Origin of the sequence: Thermococcus sp. 21S7 (assembly GCF_012027615.1) — an archaeon.
In the GTDB taxonomy this organism is placed as follows: Archaea; Methanobacteriota_B; Thermococci; order Thermococcales; family Thermococcaceae; genus Thermococcus.
Window position 1 is genome coordinate 206,899 of record NZ_SNUT01000003.1, and the last position, 26,100, is coordinate 232,998.

Annotated in this window: 24 protein-coding genes; 8 read left to right on the forward strand and 16 right to left on the reverse strand. The window is 52.9% G+C overall.

The window, feature by feature from the left end; all coding sequences use genetic code 11:
- Positions 1-57: 57 nt before the first annotated feature.
- From E3E51_RS06805 to E3E51_RS06830, 6 genes are all read right to left on the reverse strand, one after another.
- Positions 58-2,040 (reverse strand): metallophosphoesterase, encoded by a 1,983-nt coding sequence (locus E3E51_RS06805; RefSeq protein WP_167912363.1) that lies wholly within the window; start codon positions 2,038-2,040, stop codon positions 58-60.
- A gap of 65 nt (positions 2,041-2,105) precedes the next feature.
- Entirely contained in the window at positions 2,106-2,711 is a 606-nt protein-coding gene (locus tag E3E51_RS06810) for a DUF447 domain-containing protein (RefSeq protein WP_167912364.1), read from the reverse strand.
- Between the two features lie 32 nt (positions 2,712-2,743).
- On the reverse strand, positions 2,744-3,808 hold the full coding sequence (locus E3E51_RS06815) for an ABC transporter ATP-binding protein (RefSeq protein ID WP_167912365.1): 1,065 nt from the start codon (positions 3,806-3,808) through the stop codon (positions 2,744-2,746).
- A gap of 10 nt (positions 3,809-3,818) precedes the next feature.
- Positions 3,819-5,657 carry an iron ABC transporter permease gene (locus tag E3E51_RS06820; RefSeq protein ID WP_167912366.1) on the reverse strand — a complete coding sequence of 613 codons (1,839 nt, stop codon included), beginning with the start codon at positions 5,655-5,657 and terminating at the stop codon, positions 3,819-3,821.
- A gap of 164 nt (positions 5,658-5,821) precedes the next feature.
- On the reverse strand, positions 5,822-7,261 hold the full coding sequence (locus E3E51_RS06825) for an extracellular solute-binding protein (protein ID WP_167912367.1): 1,440 nt from the start codon (positions 7,259-7,261) through the stop codon (positions 5,822-5,824).
- A 92-nt stretch (positions 7,262-7,353) separates the two neighbouring features.
- Positions 7,354-8,397 carry a CGP-CTERM sorting domain-containing protein gene (locus tag E3E51_RS06830; RefSeq protein ID WP_167912368.1) on the reverse strand — a complete coding sequence of 348 codons (1,044 nt, stop codon included), beginning with the start codon at positions 8,395-8,397 and terminating at the stop codon, positions 7,354-7,356.
- A gap of 123 nt (positions 8,398-8,520) precedes the next feature.
- Here E3E51_RS06830 and E3E51_RS06835 point away from each other — a divergent pair, with 123 nt between their 5' ends.
- Genes E3E51_RS06835 through E3E51_RS06845 form a run of 3 tightly spaced genes read left to right on the forward strand, consistent with a single transcriptional unit; the run spans position 8,521 to position 12,790 of the window.
- Complete coding sequence (locus E3E51_RS06835; RefSeq protein ID WP_167912441.1) at positions 8,521-9,648, forward strand: tyrosine--tRNA ligase; 1,128 nt, start codon at positions 8,521-8,523, stop codon at positions 9,646-9,648.
- Between the two features lie 32 nt (positions 9,649-9,680).
- Entirely contained in the window at positions 9,681-10,154 is a 474-nt protein-coding gene (locus E3E51_RS06840; protein WP_167912369.1) for an Lrp/AsnC family transcriptional regulator, read from the forward strand.
- Positions 10,155-10,174: 20 nt separating this feature from the next.
- Positions 10,175-12,790 carry a DEAD/DEAH box helicase gene (locus tag E3E51_RS06845; protein ID WP_240924280.1) on the forward strand — a complete coding sequence of 872 codons (2,616 nt, stop codon included), beginning with the start codon at positions 10,175-10,177 and terminating at the stop codon, positions 12,788-12,790.
- A 3-nt stretch (positions 12,791-12,793) separates the two neighbouring features.
- Here the strand turns inward: E3E51_RS06845 and E3E51_RS06850 are convergent, their stop codons facing one another.
- The gene (locus E3E51_RS06850; RefSeq protein ID WP_167912370.1) at positions 12,794-13,600 is read right to left on the reverse strand and encodes a DUF63 family protein; all 807 of its coding nucleotides are present in this window, start codon (positions 13,598-13,600) and stop codon (positions 12,794-12,796) included.
- Positions 13,601-13,705: 105 nt separating this feature from the next.
- Between E3E51_RS06850 and E3E51_RS06855 the strand changes: the two genes are divergently transcribed.
- On the forward strand, positions 13,706-14,092 hold the full coding sequence (locus E3E51_RS06855) for a hypothetical protein (RefSeq protein ID WP_167912371.1): 387 nt from the start codon (positions 13,706-13,708) through the stop codon (positions 14,090-14,092).
- A 51-nt stretch (positions 14,093-14,143) separates the two neighbouring features.
- Complete coding sequence (locus E3E51_RS06860) at positions 14,144-14,779, forward strand: hypothetical protein (protein ID WP_240924272.1); 636 nt, start codon at positions 14,144-14,146, stop codon at positions 14,777-14,779.
- Here E3E51_RS06860 and E3E51_RS06865 read toward each other — a convergent pair.
- The 3 genes from E3E51_RS06865 to E3E51_RS06875 are packed head-to-tail and all read right to left on the reverse strand — an operon-like array spanning position 14,776 to position 17,085.
- Positions 14,776-15,537: an energy-coupling factor transporter transmembrane component T gene (locus tag E3E51_RS06865; RefSeq protein ID WP_167912372.1), complete on the reverse strand. Its 762-nt coding sequence runs from the start codon at positions 15,535-15,537 to the stop codon at positions 14,776-14,778. The genes E3E51_RS06860 and E3E51_RS06865 overlap by 4 nt on opposite strands.
- The gene (locus E3E51_RS06870; protein ID WP_167912373.1) at positions 15,534-16,325 is read right to left on the reverse strand and encodes an ABC transporter ATP-binding protein; all 792 of its coding nucleotides are present in this window, start codon (positions 16,323-16,325) and stop codon (positions 15,534-15,536) included. The genes E3E51_RS06865 and E3E51_RS06870 overlap by 4 nt, the downstream gene beginning before the upstream one ends.
- Positions 16,312-17,085 (reverse strand): biotin--[acetyl-CoA-carboxylase] ligase, encoded by a 774-nt coding sequence (locus E3E51_RS06875; protein ID WP_206204511.1) that lies wholly within the window; start codon positions 17,083-17,085, stop codon positions 16,312-16,314. The genes E3E51_RS06870 and E3E51_RS06875 overlap by 14 nt, the downstream gene beginning before the upstream one ends.
- Positions 17,086-17,149: 64 nt before the next feature.
- Between E3E51_RS06875 and E3E51_RS06880 the strand changes: the two genes are divergently transcribed.
- Positions 17,150-17,668, forward strand: coding sequence for a biotin transporter BioY (locus E3E51_RS06880; protein ID WP_167912374.1), 519 nt, complete (start codon positions 17,150-17,152; stop codon positions 17,666-17,668).
- Positions 17,669-17,675: 7 nt separating this feature from the next.
- Here the strand turns inward: E3E51_RS06880 and E3E51_RS06885 are convergent, their stop codons facing one another.
- Together E3E51_RS06885 and E3E51_RS06890 are read right to left on the reverse strand one after the other, a co-directional pair.
- A complete protein-coding gene (locus E3E51_RS06885; protein ID WP_240924273.1) occupies positions 17,676-18,665 on the reverse strand; it encodes a pyrolysin in 990 nt (329 codons plus the stop codon).
- Positions 18,666-18,818: 153 nt separating this feature from the next.
- Positions 18,819-19,415 (reverse strand): molybdenum cofactor guanylyltransferase, encoded by a 597-nt coding sequence (locus tag E3E51_RS06890; protein WP_167912376.1) that lies wholly within the window; start codon positions 19,413-19,415, stop codon positions 18,819-18,821.
- A 114-nt stretch (positions 19,416-19,529) separates the two neighbouring features.
- Here E3E51_RS06890 and ppcA point away from each other — a divergent pair, with 114 nt between their 5' ends.
- Both ppcA and E3E51_RS06900 read left to right on the forward strand, forming a co-directional pair.
- Positions 19,530-20,954: a phosphoenolpyruvate carboxylase gene (gene ppcA / locus E3E51_RS06895; protein ID WP_167912377.1), complete on the forward strand. Its 1,425-nt coding sequence runs from the start codon at positions 19,530-19,532 to the stop codon at positions 20,952-20,954.
- Positions 20,954-21,280 carry a hypothetical protein gene (locus E3E51_RS06900; protein WP_167912189.1) on the forward strand — a complete coding sequence of 109 codons (327 nt, stop codon included), beginning with the start codon at positions 20,954-20,956 and terminating at the stop codon, positions 21,278-21,280. Before ppcA ends, E3E51_RS06900 begins: the two co-directional genes overlap by 1 nt.
- 239 nt (positions 21,281-21,519) lie before the next feature.
- Here E3E51_RS06900 and E3E51_RS06910 read toward each other — a convergent pair whose 3' ends face one another.
- The 4 genes from E3E51_RS06910 to E3E51_RS06925 are packed head-to-tail and all read right to left on the reverse strand — an operon-like array spanning position 21,520 to position 25,969.
- On the reverse strand, positions 21,520-23,010 hold the full coding sequence (locus tag E3E51_RS06910; protein ID WP_167912378.1) for a restriction endonuclease subunit S: 1,491 nt from the start codon (positions 23,008-23,010) through the stop codon (positions 21,520-21,522).
- Complete coding sequence (locus E3E51_RS06915) at positions 23,007-23,978, reverse strand: hypothetical protein (RefSeq protein ID WP_167912379.1); 972 nt, start codon at positions 23,976-23,978, stop codon at positions 23,007-23,009. The genes E3E51_RS06910 and E3E51_RS06915 overlap by 4 nt, the downstream gene beginning before the upstream one ends.
- Entirely contained in the window at positions 23,979-25,763 is a 1,785-nt protein-coding gene (locus E3E51_RS06920) for an N-6 DNA methylase (protein ID WP_167912380.1), read from the reverse strand.
- Positions 25,764-25,771: 8 nt separating this feature from the next.
- Positions 25,772-25,969: a hypothetical protein gene (locus E3E51_RS06925; protein ID WP_167912381.1), complete on the reverse strand. Its 198-nt coding sequence runs from the start codon at positions 25,967-25,969 to the stop codon at positions 25,772-25,774.
- Between the last annotated feature and the right edge of the window lie 131 nt (positions 25,970-26,100).

Sequence of the window (26,100 nt, forward strand, 5' to 3'; positions counted from 1 at the left end):
AAAACTCTTCCCCCTTGACGATGCGCAACGTCACAAAAAATGGAGGAAGGAAGGCTTTCACTTCCTTCTCCTGAGAAACGCCGGGAGAAGGGCTATAGCCACCAGAGCAGCAGGGCCGCAGACGCCCTTGCCCTCGGACGGGGCGCTGGTTGTCGTGGTGGTCGCGGGTGCGTACTCGTAAGTGGTCTCGGCCGTGTTGCCGTAGAAGTCCTCAACGACCACCCTCAGGGTGAATTCCGAGGAGTTCACCGTGAACTGACTGAAGTAGTTGCCCTTGACGTCCCACGGATTGGTGGAGAAAGCGGGGTACTCCGCCACGACCTTTCCGTTCTCGATGACCTCAACCCTGGCGCTCTTTATTCCAACGTTGTCGCTGGCGTCGAAGAAGACCTTAAGGAGCGTTCCCGGCTTCGGCTTCCTCGGTGAGATGTAGCCGAACTCAACGGTCGGTTTCTGAGTGTCCTTCTCCCTGACAACTGCCAGCTGGCTCTCGCCCTCCGGCACCGTAACGTTCAGCAGCATGTAGTAATTACCGCCTATCTCCCTCTCAGCGATGACCTTGTACGTTAAGGTGGTCGCGTCGGGGTCAACCTTGGCACCCTCGGGTATCTGAACCCCGAGGGGGCCGCTGACGGCTCTGCCCAGGTCGTTGAAGAAGTGGACCGCGCTTCCATCCTCACCGTTCTGCCTGAAGACGACGAACTTCTGTGGAACCGGGAGGGAGCTTATTCCCGCGTGGAGGACATCGTCCATCTCCGGAAATGCCACCGTTCCGTTGGGATAAACGTATATCACCTGGGAGCCGTACCAGGAAGGAACGTCGTAGTTATGGGACAGGTCCACCTTGCTCGGGGGGTTGCTGGTCTTGTCCGGCGCCCCCGTGGTCGTCAGGGTGTAGAACCAGTGCTCGTTTCCGTCCCTGTCAATGTACAGTATCGGCTTGTCGTGGTGTATGTGGCCCGCGAGGACGAGCCTGACGTTGTACTTCTCGACGAGCTGGAGGAAGTACCTGGCTATGTCCTGGTACTGTCCGTCCCTGCCGGCCCAGTCCCAGCTGATGTACTTCATGAGGGCGTTCCAGTCGTTGTCGTCGAAGGCCGTGTAGCCCTTTATGGTGCCGTACCCTCCCTCGTCGGTCTTGTACCAGAACGGGTGGTGGACGAGAACTACGACCGTCTTGTTCGGGTGGGACTTGAGTACGTCCTCCATCCACTGGAGCTGCTCCATCTCGGGGTGCCTCTCCTCGCCGCGGCTGTCGAGGCCTATGATGAGGAAGTTCCCGATGACCTCGTAGAAATACCTGGGGCCGACGTACTTGGAGTAGTAGGTCGGTGGATGGTCGTGGTTGCCCTTGATGCCTATGAAGGGCATTCCGGCGGCCGTTCCGTGAAGAACCGCCAGGTCAAAGAGATGGTAACCCATTCTGTCCCCGTTGGTGTCAACGTCGTCGCCGGTGCTTATCATGACGTTTACATCATCACCGTCCACCATGGCGTAGTACGTCATGAAGCTGTCGGTGGCGGTGTAGCTGTGCATCGGTATCGGGTCGTCGCAGTACTTCAGTATCTCCTGGACGCTCTTCTGGAAGTACTCCCCGCAGACAAAGCCCATCTTAGAGCCGCTCGTCACGTGAAAATCGCTTCCCTGGGCAATCTTGAGGACCTTCGGGGCCTCCTTCATGACCCAAACGCCGTTCGGAATTGTCACTTCTCCCTTGTCGCTCTTCACGACCAGAAAGTAAACGTCCGGTGCGGCATCTTCGGGTATCCTCGCCTTCACGACTCCGTTTTCGGTTCCGAGTATCTGAAGGTCGTACGGGCCGTGGAGTATTGAAACTATCCGCAACCCCTGAATTGTAACCCCCTCTGCCGGCTGTACTTCTATGGTCTCCCCGGGGAGGCCGATGGCCGGAACGCCCGGGAGGGGCTTCAGGACGATGTCTCCAGGAGCCACTGTGGTTTCTGCCCTGGTCGGAACCGATAAAACCGCCACAACGGCGAGAAGGGCAACGATTATTGCAAGGGCTCTTCTGACCGTCATGTTATCACCAGGAAGGGGTGGTACAACTCAATTATAAGCTTTCCTTTCAATGCGGGAAGGGATTTTCAGAGAATTCGTTCCAGTAGCTCCCGCGACCATGCCACGATTCTCTCTGCGGTTTTTGAGCCTCCGCCAAAGCGGAGGTAGAGGCTGTAGTTTTCTTCTATCCTTCTTCCAAGCTTTAGAGACGGCTCCCGTTTTCCAGCCTTGACCGCAACGATAAGCCGCGTCAGGTCGACGGCCATCTCCACCAGCGCGCAGTCGGCCCTGCTGAAGGGTTTCGGCGGCAGCATCCCCTCGATGATCCCCCCAGGTTCCAGGGAACATGCCAGAACCGTAGTTTTCCCCAGGTCGTCCTCGTAGGGCTCCTCGCGGATATCAACCATTCCGTAGAACCCCGGCAGGCCTTTAACCCACCTGAAACGGTTCCCCTCCGCGAACTCAAGGCTCACCGGAAGGTTCAGCCCGAGTTTTACCAGGAGTTCGGCGTCGTTGGTTACCTGTATCGAGGCGTACGGATGCTCCTTAAGCTCCTCAGCACTCCTCCCGCCGAAGAGTTTGAAGAACAGCCGGTTTCCTTTCCTCACAACGCCCACCGGGGTGACGTTTGACCTCGTGACCAGCAGAACCTCGTAGACCTGCCCCTCAGTGAGGAACTCCAAAGGCTCCATGCGACCACCGGGGAGAATAGAAATAAGGAGATTTAAAGCTGCTGCCTCGGAAGGACTATTATGTCGTCCCTCTCGACGTAAAAGGTCACCTCCTGCAGGGGCCTGAGTCCCGAGACTTCCCTGTCGCTGATGGTTCTGGCGATTATCCTGGTGTCCCCGAAGAGGCCGACGACCTCGATGAAGAAGCCGTAGTACTCGATGAGGTCCACGGTTCCGGTGAATGAGACCGCGTTCTCGACGGGCTTGAGCTTTATCCTCTCGGGTCGGATGACTATGACGACGTCGTCGCTCTCCTCGGTGTAATGGAGGCCGTCAAGCCTTATACCCTCGAATTCGACGGAAACGCGGTCGCCGTTCCTCTCAACAACCTTGGCCGGGATGACGTTGGTCTTGCCCATGAAGCTGGCGACGAATTCAGTCCTCGGGCTCTCGTATATCTCCTTTGGCGTTCCGACCTGCTCGACGGTTCCAACGTTCATAACCGCTATCCTGTCGCTTATCGCCATGGCCTCCTCCTGGTCGTGGGTAACGTAGATAACGGTGATTCCGAGTTCGCGCTGGATTCTCCTTATCTCAGAGCGCATCTCAAGTCTGAGCTTGGCGTCGAGGTTGCTCAGCGGCTCGTCCAGGAGGAGAACCTTGGGCTCGACGACCAAAGCTCTGGCTATCGCGACACGCTGCTGCTGACCGCCGGAGAGCTGTGTCGGGTAGCGGTCTTCAAAGCCCTTGAGCTTGACCAGCTCAAGCGCCCACTCCACCTTCTTCCTTATCGCCTCCCTGGAGAGTTTTTTGAGCTTCAGGCCGTAGGCAACGTTGTCAAAGACCGTCATGTGCGGCCAGAGGGCGTAGTTCTGGAAGACGAGCACCGCACCGCGCTTGCTGGAGGGGAGATAGGTGACCTCCTCGTCTCCGAAGTAGATGGTTCCGCTGTCCGGGAAGTCTAGACCGGCGATTATTCTCAGCGTCGTGGACTTTCCACAGCCGCTCGGTCCGAGCAGTGTGAAGAGTTCCCCGGCTTTGATATGAAGGTCTATCCCCTTGAGGGCGACCGTTTCTCCGAAGGTTTTAACGATGTTCTCAAGCTTAACGTCAACCATCCCAACCACCTCACGTGAGACCTATGAAAGAGTACCTCTGTTTGGTTATCACGTTGGCGAGGACTATGGCTATAATCTGCACCGTCATGAGGAAGACGCCGAGCGCGGCTGCTAGATTAGCGCTTCCAACGGCACTCGTCATCAGCTCGACCATTCTGGCGGTTATCGGGTAGTACTCGGGGTTTATTGAACCAAGGGTGATGCCGACGCTGGTCTCGCTCATGCAGTATACGAAGCTCAGCATCGCTCCGCCCAAGAGGTTCAGGAGTATCAGGGGTATGAGGATTCCGGTTAACGCCTTCCACCTTCCGGCGCCGAGGTTGAGCGCCGCCTCCTCAAGGGACACGTGAACCTGCTGGATTCCGGCGGAGATGGAGCGCGCCGCGAAGGGCAGACGCCTTATGGAGTACGCCAGCACGAGAACCATCGCCGGGTTGAAGCCGAGCAGGTTGGTGGGGTCCAACGGGGTGTCGGGGAACACCTTGGCAAAGAAGAAGAAATAGCTCATGGCTATAACGATACCGGGAACCGCTATCGGGATCGTCGAGAGGCTGTCGAGGACCGGGCCGAGCTTGCTCTTCTTGAACCTGCTGGAGGCGTAGGATGCCGTGAGTGAGAGCAGGAGGATGACGATTATCGCCGCCGTCGAGTACATGACGCTGTTCATGATGACCCTCTCGATGTCGGGCTGGGTGATGATGCTCTGTATGTGGGCCGTCGTGAAGCCCTGCGGCCACGTTCCCGACCAGCTCTCGCTGAAGGCGAGGAGAACCACACCCACCTGCGGGAATATCGAGATGAGGAGCATCGGAATGACGACGAGGTAAATCAAAGCGGCCTGCCAGCCCTTGGGCTTGGCCACGCGCGGCTTCCACCTTCCGCCCTTGCTGAGCATGGCGTACTGGCGCAGGCTGACGTACTTCCTGATGCCGAGGAACATCAGGATGGCGATGGTGAGCATTATGAGCGCGAGGGCGGCGAGCTGTGGACTGCCAACGTTGAAACCGCTCGTGAAGGCGCTGTAAATCTGGAAGGACATGAGCTTCCTGGCGAGCGGGTTGCCCTGGAAGACTATCGGTGCGGCGAGGTCTTCAAGGCTGAAAATGCCAACGAGGGTTGCACCGGCCGCTATTCCAGGAAGGGCAAGCGGGAACGTGACCGTCCTGAAAAGGTGGAACCTGCCGCTTCCAAGGTTCTCGGCCTGCTCCTCAAGGGTGGGGTCGATGTTTATGAAGCTCGCGTAGGCGTTGAGGTAGACGATGGGGTAGTACGTCATGGTCTGGGCCACTATGACGCCGACCAGACCGTCGATAACGATTCTGTGCGGGAACAGGTGAAGGGTGTCGTAGAACAGCCAGTTGATGAGGCCGTTGGGGAGGAACATCTTCTTGACGATGAAGACGTTGACGAACGGCGTGACGAGGAGGGGAACGAAGAGCAGAATTCTAACGATGTTCTTACCCGGAAAGTCGTAGCGGGCCATGACGAAGGCGAATATAGTTCCGAGAATCGTCGTCAGTATCATAACGCTTATCGAGACGAGCAGGGAGTTCAGAATGACCCCAAAGTCAACTCCCTGGATGTAGTATATCTTCTCCCCGCTGGGCATGGTGATGAGCCTGTAGAACTCTCCCGTTGGTTTGCTGATGTAGTAGTCCGACGTCAGGATGCTGGTAAACCAGTGGAATGAGAAGTGACCGTTGTACTCGAAGGCCACCGCCAGCATCGTCACCACGGGAATTATCAGAAATGCCACCAGGTAGATGAGTGGAAACAGGAATGATGCCGTTACGACAGGGTCGAAAATGGGCGTTCCGAAGAGATTCTCGCTCCACTTGCTAACCTTCATCGAGCATCAACCTCCGTTGTTTTGAAGTACCCGTCACTCTGATTGGGTCGAGGTGGGGTCTATTTAAATATTTCCAAAAATTTGTTGATTTACTGGCATCCAAAACGGGGGCAGGGATAGAAAAAATCTTCAGAAAAATATCAAAAAATGTGTAGATATCAAATTCAGCCGGTCATGCTCTTGAGTTCCTGGAGAACCCTGTCGTACTTGTTTCCGGCGGCCTGGCGCCACTCCTGGACGAGCTGATCCTGGAAGTTCCTGTCGCTGGTTATCTTGTTGTTTATCTTCTTGGCGTAGTCCTCGGTGAAGGTGACGGTCTGGCCGGTCTCGGGGTCCTTGAACTGTATCGGAGCAGTGAGTTCATCCTTGAGCCGCTCGAACTGCTCCTTGGTTATCTTGCCGTCCTTATAGGCCCCCACTATGGCGACCCATGCGTCGTGAAGCTTCTGGTTGGGGTCAACGAGGGTGGCCTTGAAGTAGTACTGGAGTGCGCTGACGGTCTCAAGGGCGCGTTTGTCGTCGAACGGTATCCCCTTGGCGTTGATGGCGTCCTGGTAGGCCTTCTTGAGGGCGGGCCTGACCTGGCCGTAGGTCTGTCCCTCGTGCTGGCCCTTGAATATGACGTCGGAGTAGGTCTTGGTTATCTTCATGTCAAAGATGTTCGGGTTGATGGGAAGCCTGTTGACGTCGGGGCTCATCCAGACGGCCTGGCCCTCGGTGAGGACCCAGTAGATGAAGGCCTGCGCCGCCTCCGGGTGCTGGGCGTTCTTGAGGAGCGCTATCGGGTCGCCGTTGATGATGCTCTCCCCCTTCGGGACTATGTACTGACAGTCAGGGTTCTGCTGCATGGCGGTGTAGCCGTAGAAGTCGATGGTGTTTCCAGCGGCAATCTCGCCGTTTATGACGGCATCCCTGACGGCGTCACTCTGCATGTATATCTTGGAGTTGGCCGCTATGAGGGTCATGATGCGCCAGCCCTGGTCCCAGCCGAAGGCCTGGACGATGATCTGGTAAATCCTCGTGTTGGACGTGCTCCTGGTCGGATCGGCTATGCCGTACTGCGGCGGGTTGAGGGCCCACTGCTCGCTGGCAACGTCCTCCCACTTCTCCGGAACCGGGAGGTTCCACTTCTTGAGCTGGGCTTTGTTGATTGTGAATCCGAACGATGAGAGTGCGGCGGCTATCCAGTACACCTTGTCGCCTTCCTTTCTAATCATCGGCATTCCAGCGAGCTGGGTTGGAATCTGATTGCCCACGAGACCGAGAACCTTCTCATCGGTTATCGGCGCGAGGTAGCCGGCCTTGTAGAGGTCGTCGAAGAGGGTCGGACCTCCACCCCAGCCGACGTCTGCGCCCTTCTCGATGTAGCTCGGCCAGAGGCTCTCAGGAACCTTGATGAACTTCAGGTCTTCGATGTGATACTGCTTCGCAATATCGCTCTTGAGGAACGCCTGCTTAGCCATGTACTGTATCGTTGCATCGTGTCTGGTGACGATGACAAGGGTTATGCCGCTGCTTTCGCCACCTCCGCTGCTAATGCAACCGCTGGCCACAACACTGATGGCAAGAAGCAGGATAAGACCAAAGGAGGCCCATTTTTTCATGCTTATCACCCAGTTATGTTCAATCAGTGGAAGTTTCTCAAACTCAATAAAAAATTAATGGTTCAAGGGGCTAAAGGAAAAGGAAGAAAGATTCACCTCTTTCTCCTGTAGAGGGCAAGCGGTATGAGGGCAAGTCCAACGAGAACGGCCGGACCGCAGGTGCTTCCACCGCCCTCCTCCTTGCCGAGGTTCTGCTGGACGCTGATCGCCCAGTGGATGAAGTTGGTGACGAACTGCGGGCCGTCGAGTTTGACGCCGTGGTATTCCGGACTCCACATGGGCTCGTAACCGCCGTAGGGGGTCTCGCCGCTGACTATAAGCACGTTCTTCTTGTCCGGGAAGACCTCAACCGCCATGAGAGGGAACTGGCCAGTTGAACCGGCGGTGTAAGCCTGGGCCACCGGGTCAGTGTTCTCCACAATCTGACCGTCGCCGCTGCTGGTGACGATGACGTAAACGTTCTCAATCCCTCCCCCGCCGGGTATGGCCTTCCAGTTGCCGTCATCGTCAACGTAAGCGACGACGCCCGGCCCGTGGAAGAGAACCTTCCCACCGTTGGCAAGATCCTTGGTGAGCATGTCTTTCTCGGGGGTGTTAGCCTCCGGGTTAACGAGACCAACGACACGGTAGCCGGCTCCGGCGTTGCTGGTGGCGTCCTCCACCGAGCACTGGTCTAGTCTGAGGTGAACTCCAAGGGCGTCAAGTATGGAGTCAACATAGTCAATCTTGTCGCCGCTTCCGTAGTCGCTGTCGCCTGCAATCCAGAGGATTTTTCCGCCCTGGTTCCACCAGTCCTCCAAGGCCTTTATCTCATCGTTGCTGAAGGGCTGGCTGGGCTGTCCAATAATGAGAAAATCAACGTCCTTAAGAGCATCGGCGGTTATCTTCTCGCCGGCGCTCTGTATGCCAAGCTGATCCGCCAGAGAGGGATCACCGATGTAAACCCAGTTGACATCCGTTATAGTCTTGATCATTCCCTCGGCAAGGACGTTGCCGTTCTTGTCAGTCAACACTGCCAAGCCCTTGTCGCTTTCACCATGGGAGAGATCAACACCGACCGTGGTGGCGCCGGCCATGGCAAATCCAAACACTCCAAAGAAAACAAACACCGCGAGTATTACTGCAGCCTTCCTCATGGTATCACCGGGTTATTTAAGGCCCAGGAAGTTATAAATCTTGTGAATCTGAACTTTAACAGTCCGGAAAAACTTCCGTAAAGTCCTTAAAGGCTTATACCGTTCAGGCTTCAGGTGGTGAGTATGGACATAGAGGGAAGGATAGAGCTCATTAAAAGAAAGCCCACGGAAGAACTTTTGACCGAGGAGAACCTCAGGCATCTGCTCGAAGTCGGCGTTCCAATGCAGCACTACATAGGATTTGAGATAAGCGGTTACATTCATCTGGGAACCGGTTTGATGGCAGGAGCGAAGATAGCCGACCTCCAGAAGGCTGGAATCAAGACGAGAATTTTCCTCGCCGACTGGCACAGCTGGATAAACGACAAGCTCGGAGGAGACCTTGAGGTCATCCAGAAGGTCGCGCTGAGCTACTTCAAGGAGGGCATGAAGCAGAGCATAAAGGTCATGGGCGGCGACCCCGACAGGGTCGAGTTCGTTCTGGCCAGCGAGATACTGGAGAAAGGCGACTACTGGCAGACCGTCATAGACATCTCCAAGAACGTCACCCTCGCGAGGATGATGCGCTCCATAACGATAATGGGCCGCCAGATGGGAGAGGCCATAGACTTCGCCAAACTCATCTACCCGGCGATGCAGGTGGCGGACATCTTCTACCAGGGCGTTACCATAGCGCACGCCGGAATGGACCAGAGGAAGGCGCACGTTATAGCGATTGAAGTTGCCCAGAAGCTGAAGTACCACGCTATAGAGCACAACGGCGAGAAGCTCAAGCCGGTCGCCCTGCACCACCACCTCCTGCTCGGCCTCCAGGAGCCGCCGGTCTGGCCGATTGAGAGCGAGGAGCAGTTCAAGGAGCTCAAGACCCAGATGAAGATGAGCAAGAGCAAGCCGTATTCGGCGGTCTTCATCCACGACAGCCCCGAGGAGATAAAGGGGAAGCTCAGGAAGGCATTCTGCCCGGCGAAGGAAGTCAGGTACAACCCCGTCCTCGACTGGGCGGAGTACATAATCTTCCGCGAGGAGCCGACCGAGTTCACCATCCACCGCCCTGCCAAGTTCGGTGGAGACGTCACCTACACCACTATCGAGGAGCTCAAGAGGGACTTCGCGGAAGGAAAGCTCCACCCGCTCGACCTCAAGAACGCGGTCGCCGAATACCTCATCGAACTCCTCAAGCCGGTCAGGGACTACTTCGAGAAGAACCCGGAGCCCCTTGAGCTGATGCGGGAGATAAAGATCACCCGCTGATTTTCCTTCCTTTGCCCCTTGCCGGTGATAGGATGCCAGGGATTGACGAGAAGGACAGGGAGATACTCAGAATCCTCAGAAAGGAGGGCAGGATAACCCTAACTGAGCTCGGAAAGCGCGTTGGCCTGTCCCCGGCGAGCGTGAAGAACAGGGTCGAAAAGCTGGAGAAGCTCGGGGCCATCAAGGGCTACTCCGCCGTTGTTGACCCGGCTTTCCTCGACGAATACGTTCAGGCGTTCTTTGAGCTCAAGCTTGCCATAGACGACCACACGGTCGACCCGATTCTGAGACGGGTCGCCGGGCTGGACGAGGTTCAGAGCCTCCACCGGCGCAGCGGCGAGAGGCAGATACTCGTGAGGGCGAGCTTCCACAACACCGACGAGGTTAAGGCCTTTGCCGGAAGGCTCAGACGGCTCTTCGGCAAAAACCTGGAGCGGGTTGAGGTTACACTCATAATAGACACCTTCAAGGAGAACTGGGTGTCCTGTGAGAAGAGAAAACGCTGAGTGCCTGCGAGGGAGTGAGGATGCTCTTCGTCGTGAGACCCGGGAGAAAGAAGAACGAGCTTGAGGCATTCTTCATCGAGAACGAGCCCGAAAAGCTCACCGCCATGAAGAACCTGAAGGCCGAGAGGATATACCGCTTCATAATGCGTGAGGGAAGGCTCTTCAAGGTTCTTGAGGGCAGCCAGTACCGCAACCCCAAGGAGATCGAGAAGCTCCTCCGCGGGGCCAGGATAGTCCTTGTGAACGCCGACGAGTGGGAGGACTACTTCAGGAGGAGGCTCCAGAACAAGCGCGTTGAGAAAGCCGAGCTCTGCCGCCTCTGCCTCCTCGACGGCAGAGTGACCGTCCTCACCGAAGGGAATCGCATTAAATACCACGGCGAGTACATCTGCGAGCGCTGTGCGGAGGACGAGCTGAAGAGGGAGCTCCGCTTCAGGTTCAGAAGCGTTGCCATGTTCGACCAGGCGAAGAAGCTCCTCGACAGGTTCAGGGACCTCGATAAAGTCCTCTACGCCTTCGACCCCCGCTTCGACCCGACGAGGCATCCCGAGATAACCAAGTGGGACGAGCTGAAGGCAAAGCACGTGCGCGTTGAGAAAATCCACCTCGACGAGCTCCCGCTTCCCGAGAAGTTTAAATCCGTTCTCAAGGCGGAAGGCGTTAACGAGCTCCTCCCGGTTCAGAGTTTGGCAATAAAGAACGGCCTCCTTGAGGGCGAGAGCCTCCTCGTGGTTTCCGCCACGGCGAGCGGCAAAACCCTCATCGGTGAGCTGGCCGGTGTCCCAAGGGCCATGAAAGGCAGGAAGATGCTCTTCCTCGTCCCCCTTGTCGCTCTGGCCAACCAGAAGTACGAGGACTTCAAGAGGAGGTATTCAAAGCTCGGCCTTCGTGTTGCCATTCGCGTTGGAATGAGCCGCATAAAAACCCGGGACGAGCTGATGGTCGTTGACACGGGCATCGACGCGGACATTATAGTGGGAACCTACGAGGGTATAGACTACCTTCTCCGCGCCGGCAGGAAGATAGGGGACGTTGGAACCATCGTGATAGACGAGATACACACCTTAGATGACGAGGAGCGCGGGCCGAGGCTGGACGGACTAATTGCGAGGCTGAGGAAGCTCTATCCGAGCGCGCAGTTCATCGGCCTCTCCGCAACCGTTGGAAACGCCGGTGAACTGGCGAAGGAACTTGGTCTGAAGCTGGTGCTCTACGACGAGAGACCGGTGGATTTGGAGAGGCACATAATCATAGCGAGAAACGAGTCCGAGAAGTGGCGCCACATAGCGGTTCTCTGCCGGGCCGAGGCGATGAGGAAATCCCGGCAGGGCTACAAGGGGCAGACGATAGTCTTCACATTCTCGCGCAAGAGGACGCACGAGCTTTCCGCCTACCTCACGAGCAAAGGGCTGAAAGCCAAGCCCTACCACTCCGGTCTGCCCTACAAACAGAGGAAGCTCACCGAGATGGAGTTCCTGGCCCAGCGGTTGGACGTGGTCGTTACAACGGCGGCTTTGGGAGCCGGCGTTGACTTCCCCGCTTCGCAGGTGGTCTTCGAGAGCCTCGCCATGGGCAACAAGTGGCTGAGCGTGAGAGAGTTCCACCAGATGCTCGGAAGGGCAGGAAGGCCGCTCTACCACGAGAAGGGCAGGGTCTACCTCATCGTCGAGCCAGGAAGGAAGTATTCCGCCCAGATGGAAGGCTCCGAGGACGAAGTTGCCTTCAGGCTTTTGACCGCTCCAATTGAGCCCGTGATGGTGGAGTGGAGCGACGAGCTTGAGCAGGACAACGTTTTGGCCCATTCCTGCGTCTTCAACCGGCTCGACGTCATCGAGGATGTCCAGTCCAAATGCCTCGGCGCCAACCAGAGCGCGGAAAAGGTTCTCGAAAAGCTTGAGGAGCACGGCTTTGTCCGGCTTAAAGGGCCGTCCGTGGAGGTCACCCCCTACGGAAGGGCCGTGAGCATGAGCTTCCTCCTACCCAAGGAGGCGTCCTCCATAAGGAACAACCTCGGGAAGAAGCCCGCCCGGTGGATATCCGTCAAGCTCCTGCCCTTCGAGAACCTCTACCTGAGCGGAACGCTCCAGAGGGAGCTTGAAGGTGCAGTGAGGGGAAGGCTGAGCGCCAACGTATTCTCGCCGAGCTTTTCAGCTATCCTTGAGGAGCTCGACAAGGTCATCCCGGAGCTCAGTCCTAACGCCGCCGAGAGGCTCTTCACGCTCTACCAGGAGTTCTTCATGTGCCCCGAGGAGGACTGCACGGACTACGCGATGGAGCGCGTCAGCAACATGATAATCGAGCTGAGGCGGAACGGTAAGCACCCGACCCAGATAGCGGAGCACTTCAGGAAGGTCTATGGCCTCATAGTCTATCCGGGAGACGTCTTCACGTGGCTCGACGGGGTCGTGAGGAAGCTTGAGGCGGTGGAGAGAATCGCGAGGGTCTTCCGCGTGAAAAGTGCCGAGGAAGAGGCAAAGGTTCTGAAGAGGGAGATCGAGGAGGGCAGAACGATACGCAGGGACCGCGGGGAGGAGAGAAGTTATCGGCGGCCTTCAAGCCGGGGAGACCAGAGGAAACCGGGGAGAGGAAACCCGGCCATGAGAAGGGCCGATAGAAGGGGGAAGAGGGTGGGCTGAGGATCAGCCCCCTATCTGAAGCACCAGCTGGGCCGGGTCCCTGATGGCCGGCCCCAGGCCGAGGACGTAAACCATGAGATACCAGAGCCTTCTTTCCTCTTCATCATCGACGAGCTTCTGAATGCCGTAGTAGACGACAATGAGGATGAGCGTTATCCATGGGTAGTAGAAGTACGCCCCGAAGTGCTGGACGAGGATGTTCTCCAGCCAGTGAACCTCGCGGTAGCCGTAGAAGTGTATGGCAACGACCGTTGAACCCATGTCGTAGAGGTGCGCCAAGACCGCGTAGAGGTAGAGCCTGTCAAAGGGTTTGTATTTGTATATCAGCAGCGCTGGTATCCATGAGATGAAAGTGTGAAGGAGCGTCAGTTCGTAGGGCTCCCAGCTCTTTGCGTGAGTGACCAGCAAATAGTTCGCCCACAGTGCCAGGAGTGCTCCCCAGCCGAAGGTCAGCTTCGGGTATGTCTTCAGCTTCGCGTCCAGAACTATGGCAGGCAGCATTATCAGGAAGGTCGTGAAGAAAATCCCCGGCGTGAGTATCAGGGGATTCTGGGGGAGTATGCCTCCATCGACGAGGGCTCTCACCGTGGAGCCGAAGACGACCATTAGTGTAACGGCCATGAAGAGCGTCCCATCGATTTTGATCTTGAGGGGTTTCAGTATATACTTATATGTATATATGGCACCGAAGCCGAGCATGAGTGCATACACGAGCGTGTTAATCGGGTTGTATCCGCTCCTGGTGAACATCGGCTCCCAGAAGTATTCGTACAGGAAACCCCACAGTTCGTTCCACAGTGATTCCAGCATCTTTCTCCCCCAGGGTGAGTCCCCCTCCCGGTTTAAAGGCCTTTTGGGAACAAAAAAAGAAAAGCTGATAAACGGTGAGATTTTAAAAATGCAGGGGGTGAGAGAATGGCGCACGGACCGGCTATGGTTTTTGGTATGGGCGCCGCGATAGTACTGGGCTTCCTGCTGGCGCTCTTCATAGCGGCCCTGTTCCTGTGGATGGCCGCAAAGCTCATCGGAATCAAAAACGCCTCTATGGGGAAGGCAATGATCGCGATACTCGGTGGCGGAATACTGGCCGCCATCGTTGGCTCTCTGGTCGGAGCGGTTCTGAGACCCCTCGGCCCCATAGCGGCGTTCATAACCAGCATATGGGTCATCAAGGCGGTGTTCGATACTGACTGGATTAGAGCATTCCTGGCGTGGTTACTCTCAGGAATTATAGCCATCCTGGTAATGGGAATCCTCGCGTTCCTGGGAATATTCACAATCGGCGCCCTCGCGGCGCTCTGAGTTCCCTTTTTTGAGTAAGGTATAAATATCCCCACCGCGCTAGACTATGTGATGCCCATGTTCTTCAAACCGGCCGAGCTCCAATCCAGGGAGGTGAAGCCCTTCGAGGAGTTCCCCTTCGGCCTCAGCGAGGGGAGCCTAGCCGGGATAATCTCGACCGACGAGCTGGCCGAAACTGCTTTTCTATACCATCTCGTCGCGAACGCCCTTGAAAACGGCCCCGTCTACCATATCGGCCCGGGGGCATCGTTTTCCGTCAAGGTTCTGAAGCGCCTCACCGAGGACGTTTCCAACCTGTACGCCGGCAACGTCTACTCGGTTGAAGAACTCCTCCAAGCGCTCAACGTCGTTGAGGACGGCTCCCTTGTGGTGGTCTCGCTCTTTCCGACGCTTCTCAACCGCTCCGCCGAGGGAACAGTGGAGGTTCGGAAGCTGGTGGACAGGAAGGGGCTCATCCTGGTTCTGGGACACACAACCATAGAGCTCAACGAACTCGACCTTCCGGGAGAATTCAGGCGCCTCTACGACCTTCCTGAGATATTCGAGGCGCTGGCTGTTCTGAGAACCAGCTCCTACCGCGGTCACTACAGGCTCAACATGACCGTTCTCAAGGCACCTCCCGACTACGTCCCCGCCGTTGGGGACCACTCGATACCGATAGACTCTCTGATAAAACCCCTTCTCTAGCCGTATATGCTCACGTGGCCGAGTCCCAGGCCGTAGCGGACGTAGAGCGCCAGTCCAAAGAGGATTAATATGATTGCAGTGGCCGCGTAGTCGGTTCCCCTCATCTCGATATCGTAGAGGAACGTTCTCTTCTTGGCGGCACCGAGCGCCCTGCTCTCAAGTGCTATGCTCAGCTCGTGGGCGGTTTTGAGGGAGGCAACGAGCAGGGGGACGAGGACTGCGCTCATCCTCTTCATCCTGACCAGGAAATTCCCCTTCTCGACTTCCCAGCCGCGGCTCTTCTGGGCGTCCATGATGTTGCCCGTCAGAATGTAGAGCGTCGGGATGTAGCGGAGCGCTATGGAGATGGTCAGGCCAAACTCGTAGGGCATGCCAAGCTTCACGAAGCCGAGGATGAGGTCGCGCTGGGTCGTCGTCATCAGCAGCATGAACGTCAGCAGGGCAAAGGTCAGCAGGCGCATCGAGAAGGAGACTCCGAACAGAAGTCCCTGAAGCCTCGGCTTGTATATCAGGGGCCATATTATGAGTGTTATGACGACTATCGGAATGAGCGGCTTCAGGAGGCGGAGTCCTTCCCGGATTTCAATCTTTCCCAGGGCCCTCACGGCGATGAGTGTCGTGAAGAACAGCGGAATCAGGAAAACCGGATCGTTGTAGAGCATTATCGCGGCTATCCCCACCAAGGTTCCGATTATCTTGACCCTCGGATCGAGGCGGTGGAGGATGGAGTCCCTCTCAAAGTAGAAAGGATACATCATCGCAAACCACCCGCCAGGGCGTTTATAACCTCTGAGGTACTCCGCACAAACCCTATTCCGAGCCTCTCACTTATTCTAAGGAGCTCCGGCTTTTCAAGCCCATAACCGTGGAGTTCAAGCGAGAAGAACTCCTCCACAGGGCCGTCGAAGACCTTCCTTCCCTCATGGAGGAGCAAAACCCTCTCGGCCAGCTCAAGAACCAGATCCATGTCGTGGGTTATGAGCAGTATCCCGTGACCGTTTCTCCTGAGCTCGCGTATCGTCTCCACGACTCCCGCGGCGTTCCTGGCGTCCAGCCCCGTCGTTGGTTCGTCGAGGATCAGGTACTTCGGCTTCATCGCCAGGACGCAGGCTATGGCAAGCCTCTGCTTCTCACCTCCGCTCAGGGAGTAGGGGGTCCTCTTCTCGTAGCCATCGAGATGCACGGCCCTCAAAGCCCACCGAACGCGTTCCTCGACCTCTTCCTCGCTCAGGCCGAGGTTCTTCGGTCCGAAGGCCACCTCCTTGAAGACGTCCTCCTCGAAGAACATGTGCTCCGGGTTCTGAAAGACGTAGCCGACGACGCGCGAGAGTTCGGCGACCGTGTGCTCTCTCGTGTCCATTCCGTCAACGAGGACCCTTCCCCGGGTGGGCTTCAGAAGACCGTTCAGGTGCTTGGCGAACGTCGTCTTCCCGCTCCCATTCTGCCCCACAAGCGCCACTATCTCCTCGTCCATCTCAAAGTCTACGCCCCTCAGCGCCTCCTTGCCGTTCCCGTAGATGTGCCAGACGTTCTCAGCCCTCAGCATCGCTTTCCACTTCCGGCGGCTGATTTAAAAAAGTTCCCAGTGATACCGTGAGTTCCCTGAACAGTTTCACGGAGACCTCCAGGAGTGTGGGCGCTCTTCCGAGCACGCGCGCCATGGACGTTGCATCGTCGGGTACTGGATTGGAAACGTTTAGCCCAATCCCAATAATCGTGTACCGAACCATATCCAGCTCCCCCGCGGCCTCCAGAAGGAGGCCCGCTATCTTCCGCCCCCCAATGTAAACCCCGCCCTCAAGAACCTCCGCCCGTATCTTATAATCCCTGAGGGTTCTCGCCACTGCTTCGAGGGACGGCCCCACGAGGCTTTCGACATCGGTGAGCCTCATCCTGGGCCGCAGAATCACCGAGAAGTACAGACCGCCCTTCTTTGAGAGCCACCGCCTTCCCCGCCGCCCCCTTCCAGCAGTCTGTTCCTCAGCTATGATGAACGTCCAGTTCGGTTCTCCGTTCTCCGCGAGCTTCCCGGCAACTCCCATCGTTGATGGTGTCTTCAGAAGGTAGTAGCTCCTAACGTCAAGCTCCCAGGGATAGGGCTTTTCGGGGGTGGAAACGAGCCGGTATCCCCTCCCCGTGGCTTCTATACCGTACCCAAGGGTTTGAAGCTCCCTCACGTGCTTCCATACCGAGACCCTCGAAACGCCCAGATCCCCGGCTATCCTGTCCCCGGACACAGTGCCCCCTTCCCTCAGCAGGGACAGTATCCCCCTCTTCACGGGACTGTCCTTTATCAGCCCCCTCATGACGATCAAATTTCGTTAACTAAAATGTTTTAAAGATTAACGGAAGTGCCCGAGTGGTGGTCAGATGAGAGCGCGCGACGTGGCATTTGCAGGTCTCTTTGCTGCCCTAACGGCGGTGGGAGCACAGGTCAGCGTACCAATAGGGCCCGTTCCCATAACCCTCCAGGTGCTCCTTGTTCTTCTGAGTGGATTGGTGCTGGGGGCAAGGCTCGGCTTTCTGAGCCAGCTCGTCTACGTTGTCATGGGGGCGGTTGGACTCCCGGTGTTCGCCAACTTTCACGGCGGGTTCGCGGTGCTCTACGGGCCAACGGGGGGATACATAGCCGCATTCCCCATAGCGGCCTTTATAGCAGGATACATATCCGAAAAGACGAATGGAAAAACCGGCATGATTGGAGGCTCACTGATTGGGGTCGCGGTTGTCTATCTCCTCGGCTGGCTGAGGCTCGGCCTCTTCCTCGGAGGGGACTTCCACAGGGCACTCCTCATCGGGGTGCTGCCGTTTGTTCCGCTGGACATCGGAAAGGCTGCCCTGGCAGCTCTGATAGCCACCAGGGTGAAAAAAGCGGTGAATTTGGAATGACGGGCGATCAACCCGCCATCGCCTCTTCCAAAACTTTTATCGCCTGCTTCTGAGTCAGCGAGGCAGTTCTCAAGTCGGGCAGTATGTGGAGCCTCCACAGGTTCCCCAGCACAGGCCCGTATTCGGTTGCGTTTTCATAGTGCGCCGCGGCGGTAGCGTTGTATTCCTGGGCTGCCTCCAGCGTCCCGTTGTCAACGCCCGCGGCCACGGCATCCCCGTAGAGTGTATTGTAGGCCTCAAGCGAACTCTCGTAGTGTCTGTAGTAGTAGAAGTTCAGCATCACAAAGCTCACGCGTCTGGTGCTCTGTACAGGAGTTACCGGAGCACTCTGCAAATAACCCAGGTTGCTCTTTATCGTTTTCTTATAGAACGCCTCCCATTCGGAGCCCTTTCTTGCGACGCTGTACTCGATGGTCAGCCCCGTGACAAAGACCCTGCCGTCTCCGAGGGTGTACACCGCGGTGCTCGGCCTGGTGTTCTCGGGGGTTCCGGTGGGCGCCTGGACAGTGATTACCTCCGCGTTCGCGGGGAGGCCAACGAAGTAGCCATGGCTTGCGTAGCTGCTGGTGAGCGTTGTGTTGTTGGCGAGTACATAGTCGTGGCTTGAGTAGCCCTTCGTTATCTCCACACCACCGGGAAGCGGCGTAGTCCACACTCCCCCGCCCCAGCCCCAGTTGGCGGCGTGGATTTCGAGAACCTTTCCGGCCTTCACGTATTCCTCCAGCTTACCCATCTGAGGGCCCATCTCGTTGTAGAACCCCTGTCCCTGGTCGCTCACGATGACAATCATGTCGTACGCACCTATGAGGTCCCGGGCAGTTTTGTTCTGGAGCTCAGTGCTCGTCATGACGTCGTAGGGTATGCTCATGTTTGCGAGTGTTTTTTCGACGGTGGGCGAGCCCCAGGCATCAGAATTTTTCAAAATCAGCACGTTGTAATCCGTTAGGGGCCTCGCGGAAACCGGCGGCCCCAGAACGGCCACCAAACTGAACAGCATGAGCAGCGATAACGCCGCGCTTAGAATTTTTTTCATATAAATCTCTCCTTTTTTGTTTCAAAGCGAGCAGAAGAACTTTCGGGACTCCCACCCTAACCCATTGTAGACCTTACACTATTTAAGTCTTCTTACATAATTTTGAAGGATTTCCAATCAAATTTGTCCTTCCCGCGTGAGGGCCTCGGCCGCGAACCTAACGTCGAAGGAGTTCCTTACCTTAAAGAAGCTCAGCGTCACCTTGGGGTTTCTCTTCGCCAGCTCCTCAATGGACAGGGGTTCGTAGTCAAGGAACTCGGTTATCCTGCTCAGGCTCCTGTAGCCCTCTGCCAGGGCCGCGTTTATCGCATCTTCCAGTGCGTCGGGTTCGTAAACCGCATGGGCAACCTCTGCCGTCCCGTCTTTCCAGATAGGTATCAGAGCCTCCGGCTCGTTCTCGTAGAAGAGTCCGGTCATGTAGTTCACAAGGAAGGGCATTATCAAAGGCATGTTGCCCTCAGCCAGGAAGAACGGCTCTCCCTGGAGGGCTTTCAGAAGGGCCTCCATTCTGCTCCTCGCAGCAACGGGAAGGGGATTTGAGACATGGAGGGAATAGGTTCTGAGCTTGTCCTTTCTGACCACCGTGATGGCCTCGTCTATCCTCTTGCTCGTGAGGAGCCTCCTCTCCGTGAGCCTCACGACCGGCTCATCCGCAACTGGCAGGGTGTAGTTCTCCCACCGCTTCTCCGGAAACGCCAATATGTACGCCCTCATGGGCCGAACTAGGGCGGGCCGTTTAAAAACCTTTTTCCAACCTCCTGTCATCTATACGAATTTTCCTCCAAAAATCTTAAATTATGCCAGTTCTTTGTCATTTTGGTGGGATAAATGATACCAAGAACAATGAGCACTCAGCATCCTGACAACGTATTCATTCCCTTTTTCGCGGGCAGTCCGACGATGGGCGGCGAGGACGAGGTCGTCGAGGCTTTCTACGCCTTCAGCGTCTTGGGGATAGACGAGCAGATGTGGGACTTCGAGGGCAAGGAGGTTGACGAGTTCGTCGTTAAGAAGCTATTCGAGCGCTATGGCTATTTCTTCAAGCGCAAAAAGCTCGGGGAAGAACTCAGACTGACGCCGCGCGTTCCGAACCCCAGCGTCGAGAGGGCCGAGGCGAAGCTCCTCCTTGAGACCCTGGAGGCCATACCCCGCTCGGCGGACTACGCGAGGCTGTTCTACGGGGAAGAGCTTCCGCCGATATTTGAGGTCATCCTTCCGATGACAACCTCCTCCCAGGAACTAAACAGGGTTTACGAGCTATACAGGCACTACATATCCGGAAAGCAGTACAAGAGGGTTCACGACATCAAGCTCCACGAGTGGATAGGGGAGTTCTATCCCCCGGAGATAGGCGTCATCCCGCTCTTCGAGAGCAGGGAGGCGATACTGGGCGCGGCAGACATCGTGCGGGAGTATCTCATCGGAAAGGAGGTCGAAAGCCAGCGCGTCTTCCTTGCCAGGAGCGACCCCGCGATGAACTACGGCCTCATAAGTGCGGTGCTCTACGACAAGCTGGCGCTCTTTGAACTGCAGAGACTTGAGGAAGAACTCGGAATTCCAATCTATCCCATAATCGGCGTCGGCGGTGCGCCGTTCAGGGGGCACTTCACCCCCGAGAACGTCGAGGGGGTTCTGGCCGAATACCCGAGCGTCCAGACATTCACGATACAGAGCTCGTTCAAGTACGACAGGACGCCAAAGGACGTTATAAGGGCCGTTGAGCGGATCAGGGAGTCGAAGAGGGGGGAAGCCCAGCCCGTTCCGGAGGAGGCGTTTGAGATCCTCAAGAAGTACGAGGCCAGATACTCGGAGGAGCTCAGGGCACTGGCTCCATTCATCAGGGAGGTCGCAAAGTTCGTCCCATCGAGGAGACGGAGGAAGCTCCACATCGGCCTATTCGGCTACTCTCGCGAGGTGAACGGCTCGGCGCTGCCGAGGGCGATAAAGTTCACAGCCTCGCTCTACTCCCTCGGAATTCCCCCGGAGCTCCTCGGTCTGAGTGCGCTGAGCGAGAAGGAGCTCGAATTCCTCGGCGACTACTACCTGGGCCTTTATAGGGACATCGAGTTCGCCTTCCAGTACTTCAACCCCGAGGCTGCCGGGAGGTTCCCATTCCTGAAACCCCTCGCGGAGATGGCGAAAGAGTACGAGCGGGACGAGAGGCACGGGGAGATAACAACGAAAATCCTTAAAGGAGAGCTCAACGAGACACTTGTCGTGGAGGCCGCTGGTATAAGATGCTTCCTTGGGTGATGGCCATGCTCGCGGAAGTTGCCTTTGGCTTCCTCTTCACGGTCGCGTGGGCGCTATCCTATGCCCTCATCATCAGACAGAGGAGCACGGTAAAGGCAGTGCTCGGCGTCGTCCTCCTCTACGGGGCCATGCTCGCTTTCACGCCCCTCCGCTTCAGGGGGAGCCTCCTAGGCTGGTTTCTCGGTATAGTTCCCGGTTTCTTTGCCGGCATGTGGCTCGTCCAGAGATACGGCCCGGAAAAACCTACAGAGGAGTCGGCGGTGGCGGTTCTCCTCTTCGGGCCGCTGGTTTTGGCGGCCCTTTTGATTATCGTTCTGATGCTCTGAGTGCTTTTCGTACTCCTCAATGTGGTGCCCTCAAACTCTTTTTTAGGATCCTCACCGAGGAGGAAGAGCAGTTCACCCGAGTTGATCTCCTTAGCCTCGATTTTCACAGGACACCCCACTATGGCCTTCATCCACTTTGCTCCACTTTATTTCGGGGTGCTTTTTCATCCTCCAGTAGAGTCAGGTGGGACAGAGAGGATTATGTTCGGCATGCCAGTACTGCACGGAATTATGTGAGTTCACGTATTTAATGGTGGCAGGAGCTGGGAGAAGAAAAGAGAATACTTTAAATACTCAAGAGCAACTTTTTCATTATATTCAATATAAAGTTCCACTGTTCGTTTGGCTATTTCCAAACGTTTTTTGCTATTTTCCCATGCTTTAAATGATTGCTGAATCAATTGAGAAATTTTTTGTTGAACTTGTGGGCATACTTTTGGAATGACAATCCTATTAAGCGAATCATAAGGAATCGCTGTTAATATTGTCCCTTGAGCTTCTCTTACTAAGTATATTTTTGATAATACCTTTAGCAAGACCAATAATGTTTCTTTGTTTATTTCCTTTTCCTTGAAAACAAAAAATCCGGTAGATGCAACTAAATTGTTCTTATCAAAGTGTATCAATGCAATTTTATCTATGGAGCCCTCCACAGAAGACATAATTACATATCCTTTTTTTACTTCCATTCTCGCTCTACTGGGCAAGTCTTCGCCTGAGATTTGCTTTGTTTGTTTTACTACACCCAAATTGGGATTAATATCAGCAAGTTCAATGTAGTCGTAGGTTCCCCCTTTATTCACTTTTATTTTTTTCTTTGAAATTTCAACTAAATGTGGTAGATATCCCCAACCGTTTTTGTAATTCTTTATCACATCTTCAATCTCATCATATTTTGGATCCCAGTACTCTGCATCCATTCTGTCTTTTTTTGTAACATCTGAAAGCATCCTTATTGAAATGTTTTCTTCTTCCTCAAAGTCTTTTCCATCAATCTTTATCTTCTTTGTCTTTGGCTTCCAATTTTTAAGGCTTAATTCGTTTAATAAAATATGTTCAGCCTGTCTATAAAGTTGCTCTGCCCTTTTTCTCTCTTCATAAGCTGTTATAACAAGTTTCTCTATGAACTTTTGGAAAGTATTAGAGGGAACAGGAATTTTTAAAGATTTAAGCTCTTCCGCATTTATGTTAGCTTGATTAACAGCTCTTCTCATAACCCTTCTCAATGATATCCTTCCATATTTTGTGTTAAGATATACAGTTATATAAAAGTTTGTAAAGTAATTCTTTGCTCTAACTATTATTAGATACGATGCAAAAGTGTGATCTCCATCCAGTAAGTAAATTCCCGTCCTACCCACGAATTCCTCTGAGTTTACTCGATTAAATAAGATATCGCCTTTTTCTAATTTAAACTTTTGGAATGTCTTTGAATCTATTTCCACATATTTACAATTTGAGTCATCTGCCAAGATGCCTATTATATCGTCCATTTTAAGGATTTTATAACCTACTTTCTCTTCGTTCATGGCTAATGAAAGTCCATATTGAACTTTAGAAACTAAATCACCAATACGACACCACTTTTTCTTTGTAATTATCTTCTCATTTTTCAAATAAAATGGATCGTAATATTCAGCATCAATTCTCAATTCTCCTTCCAATTCCGAGATATTAACTATTGAGTATTCTATATTATAGTATCTTCCCTGATGTTTTGCTGTTTTCATTTTCTCACACCTCTTTCTTGTAAAATTCTAATGTTTTCTTCGGTCAAATGTTTGAGAGCTAGGTATGAGTATTCAAATAGTGATTGCCAGTCTTCATCCATAGGATCAATAATAAAATGAAAAAGTATATTTCTCAATTTATATGCAAAGTCTAGAAACCATTTTGTCAGTTCCTCATCGAAGTATTGGGGTTTATTAGGTATTTCGAGGGTACTTTGGTTTATATCGTCTATTGCATTATGGGGTCTACGTGGGAAAATATTTTTGATGTCTAATTCTTCATAGAGCTTTCTCTCGATATCTCTTAAACATTCATCATTGAGAAAATTAATTCTTCTTTGTTTCCCTCTTTCACTGAGACGTTTGTTGCTGTTGATTATATGTTCTATTTTTTTTCTTACAGTTGACAAAACTTCCTCTATAAATTTTCCCTTTTCTTCAAAAATTCTGCTATTTTTAACTTTTTCTGAAAGAGAAAATCCAGTCTCTATACTATCAGCTCCGAAATAATCCCTAAACTTTCGACGGTCATCCGTTAGTATGATTTTAAGATGTCTCTCTCGACTATTCAGATGAGCCTTCAATGAAAGTTTCGTTGTTTTACCTCTGTAAACATATAGAAATTCCTGATAATAATTATCATTGTAGGTGTAAAAAATTTCAAAATAATCCCTCAAAAAAGGACTTGAATTTAATGTCTCATTCTTTGCTTTTAAGTATGCATTTAATACATTCCTAACAAAATCTTCATCTATTTTTACAAGAATCTCGTTAAAAAGTTGTTCTTTGTATTTCTCTAGGATATCACGATCTCCTCTACGTTCCCGTGTATCATTAGAATCCAGAACAAGCTCTTGAAGAGATGCAAGAAAAGTAAACCACGTCTTAATAAACATAGTAATATAATCTGTTTCTATTAGTGATAACCAACTTATGTATTTTTTTCTTGTTGTATCTTGTGAAGGCATTTATTCCACCTCCACATCATCTAAGAAATCAAATGCTTCATCCCCCTCATCTTCTAATCTCTTTTTTCCCCACTTAATGAAAGCATCTGCTATGTCAAACAAATCAGTTTGGTAGACAGGATTTCCTTTTTCATCGAACACTGGATCACCATTTTCATCTGTTACAAATATGTAATTGCCAGAGTTGTCCTTGAACGGTATCTTTGAAACCGCAAAGAATATGGGATAATCCTTGATCTTTGGATTCCCACCTTCGTCAAGTTCTTCTTCTTTCCATTTCCTCAAGAGTAGAAGTGATGTTTTTGTTCCTGTGTGTGGCTTAAACGAATTCCCATGAAGCCCAATGACTGCTAGTATCCTTGCCTTTTTCATGATGAATTCCCGAATGTACCTATCTTTTGCGTTATTGAGCACCCCCTGCGGCAACACAATTGCTAACCTACCACCAGGTTTTACCATGTCTAAAGCCCGTTCAATAAACAGGACATGCCTGTCTATCTTAGAACCGGGTTTCCTTTTGCTTTCTGGGACGATATCATAAAGAGCCTTTAACCATTCTTCTTTTATATCTCCTGCAAAGGGTGGGTTAGTCATCAGAATATCAAAGTTAAGTTCCTTAAAGCGTTCATCTCTGACAAGGTCTTCTTCCCTTAAATCAGCTTTTAACTTTTCGCTCCACCGTATAAATTCCAAGGAGTTTTCTTTGTATATATGTGATCTACCATCCCCTGCAATTAGCATAATGGCCCTTGAAATCTTAGTGGCTTTCTCTTCAAAATCTATCCCCCACAGGTACGTCCTGGCATATTCTTCTCTCGCCTTTTTGTTCGCAATGTTATATTTGTCCCACACATACTGCATGGAATGGACGAGAAAACCTGCACTACCACAGGCAGGATCAATTATGTACTCCTGTCTGTGTGGGTTTAACATCCTAACTGTTGCATCTATTATTACTCTTGGTGTAAAATACTGCCCTTTTTTTGATTTTGAAACTTCTGGTACGAGATATTCAAAAGCCTCATCTATTACTCTTAAATCCGCCCCAAAAAGTTTCACTTCCTGCATTTCTGCAACACATACGCTTAAATGCTCTGGTGTTAACTTTATTTTCTCGGTTTTTTCGAATATTCCTTTCCATTTCTGCTTTGCTCCTTCAAAAAGTTCAGAGATCACTTTGTACGTTGTTTTTGGATCCTTATATTTTCTAAATTTCAGCTCTCTGTTTTTTCTGTAATACTCCGCCTCTATCTCATCAAATAGCTTTGCGTAGATTAGTTTGAAGATTTCATTGAAACTGTCAACACCAGAGTTTGCCAAAACTAGCTCTTCAAGAAGCTCAATAATTTCTCTTAGAGACTTTTTCTTTTTTCGGGCTTTTTTTTCCAACTCGTCAAGAGTCCATTTTCTGTTTAGTACAATATCAGCCACTTCAATTGCAGGATTGCTAGTATCTTTGACTTCCAAATACTCTTCATAAGTGGGTATATCTGGCAAGTTATCATCGAATTCTTTCGGATAGGGGCGATAAAGAATCGTCATTTCTTTCCCGTTGATTGCAACTCCCAGTGGGGAACCTTCTGCATTTAAATAGCTTTTCAACTGTGATATATTCAACCTTTCGTGAGGGGCCTTTACTTCGATTATAATCCAAGGCGTTATATTATCTTGCTGATATACCACAATATCCGCCCTTTTCTTTTCTCTGCCAAAGCTCACTTTTTCTTCGATTTTTATCAGATTCAGAGGATAATTATAGTTATCAGTTAATTCAAACAAAAACAATTGCCGTACTATCTCCTCGGCCTTTTTTGATTCTTCTTTTCATCTAGGATCAGTCTCTCTTTTCCACTGGCATCGTGACTTTTTATATACCATTTACCCTCTCCTTTTTCATAAATCTTAAGTTTTTCCAGATGAGTTATTAGCAGAGGTAGCTCTGCTTTTGCATTTGGGATAATCCGGTTTATAATATCCATCCTCCCGCTCATGCTCCCATCTCCCCGAATAGCCTGTTGTCTATGTTTCTTAAATGTTTCTGCTTTGGAGAGTAATGCATTATCGTTCTCATCGTTCCCCCCTAGGTTTTATTTTTGTGTCGTGAGTTGATGTAGTAAAGATG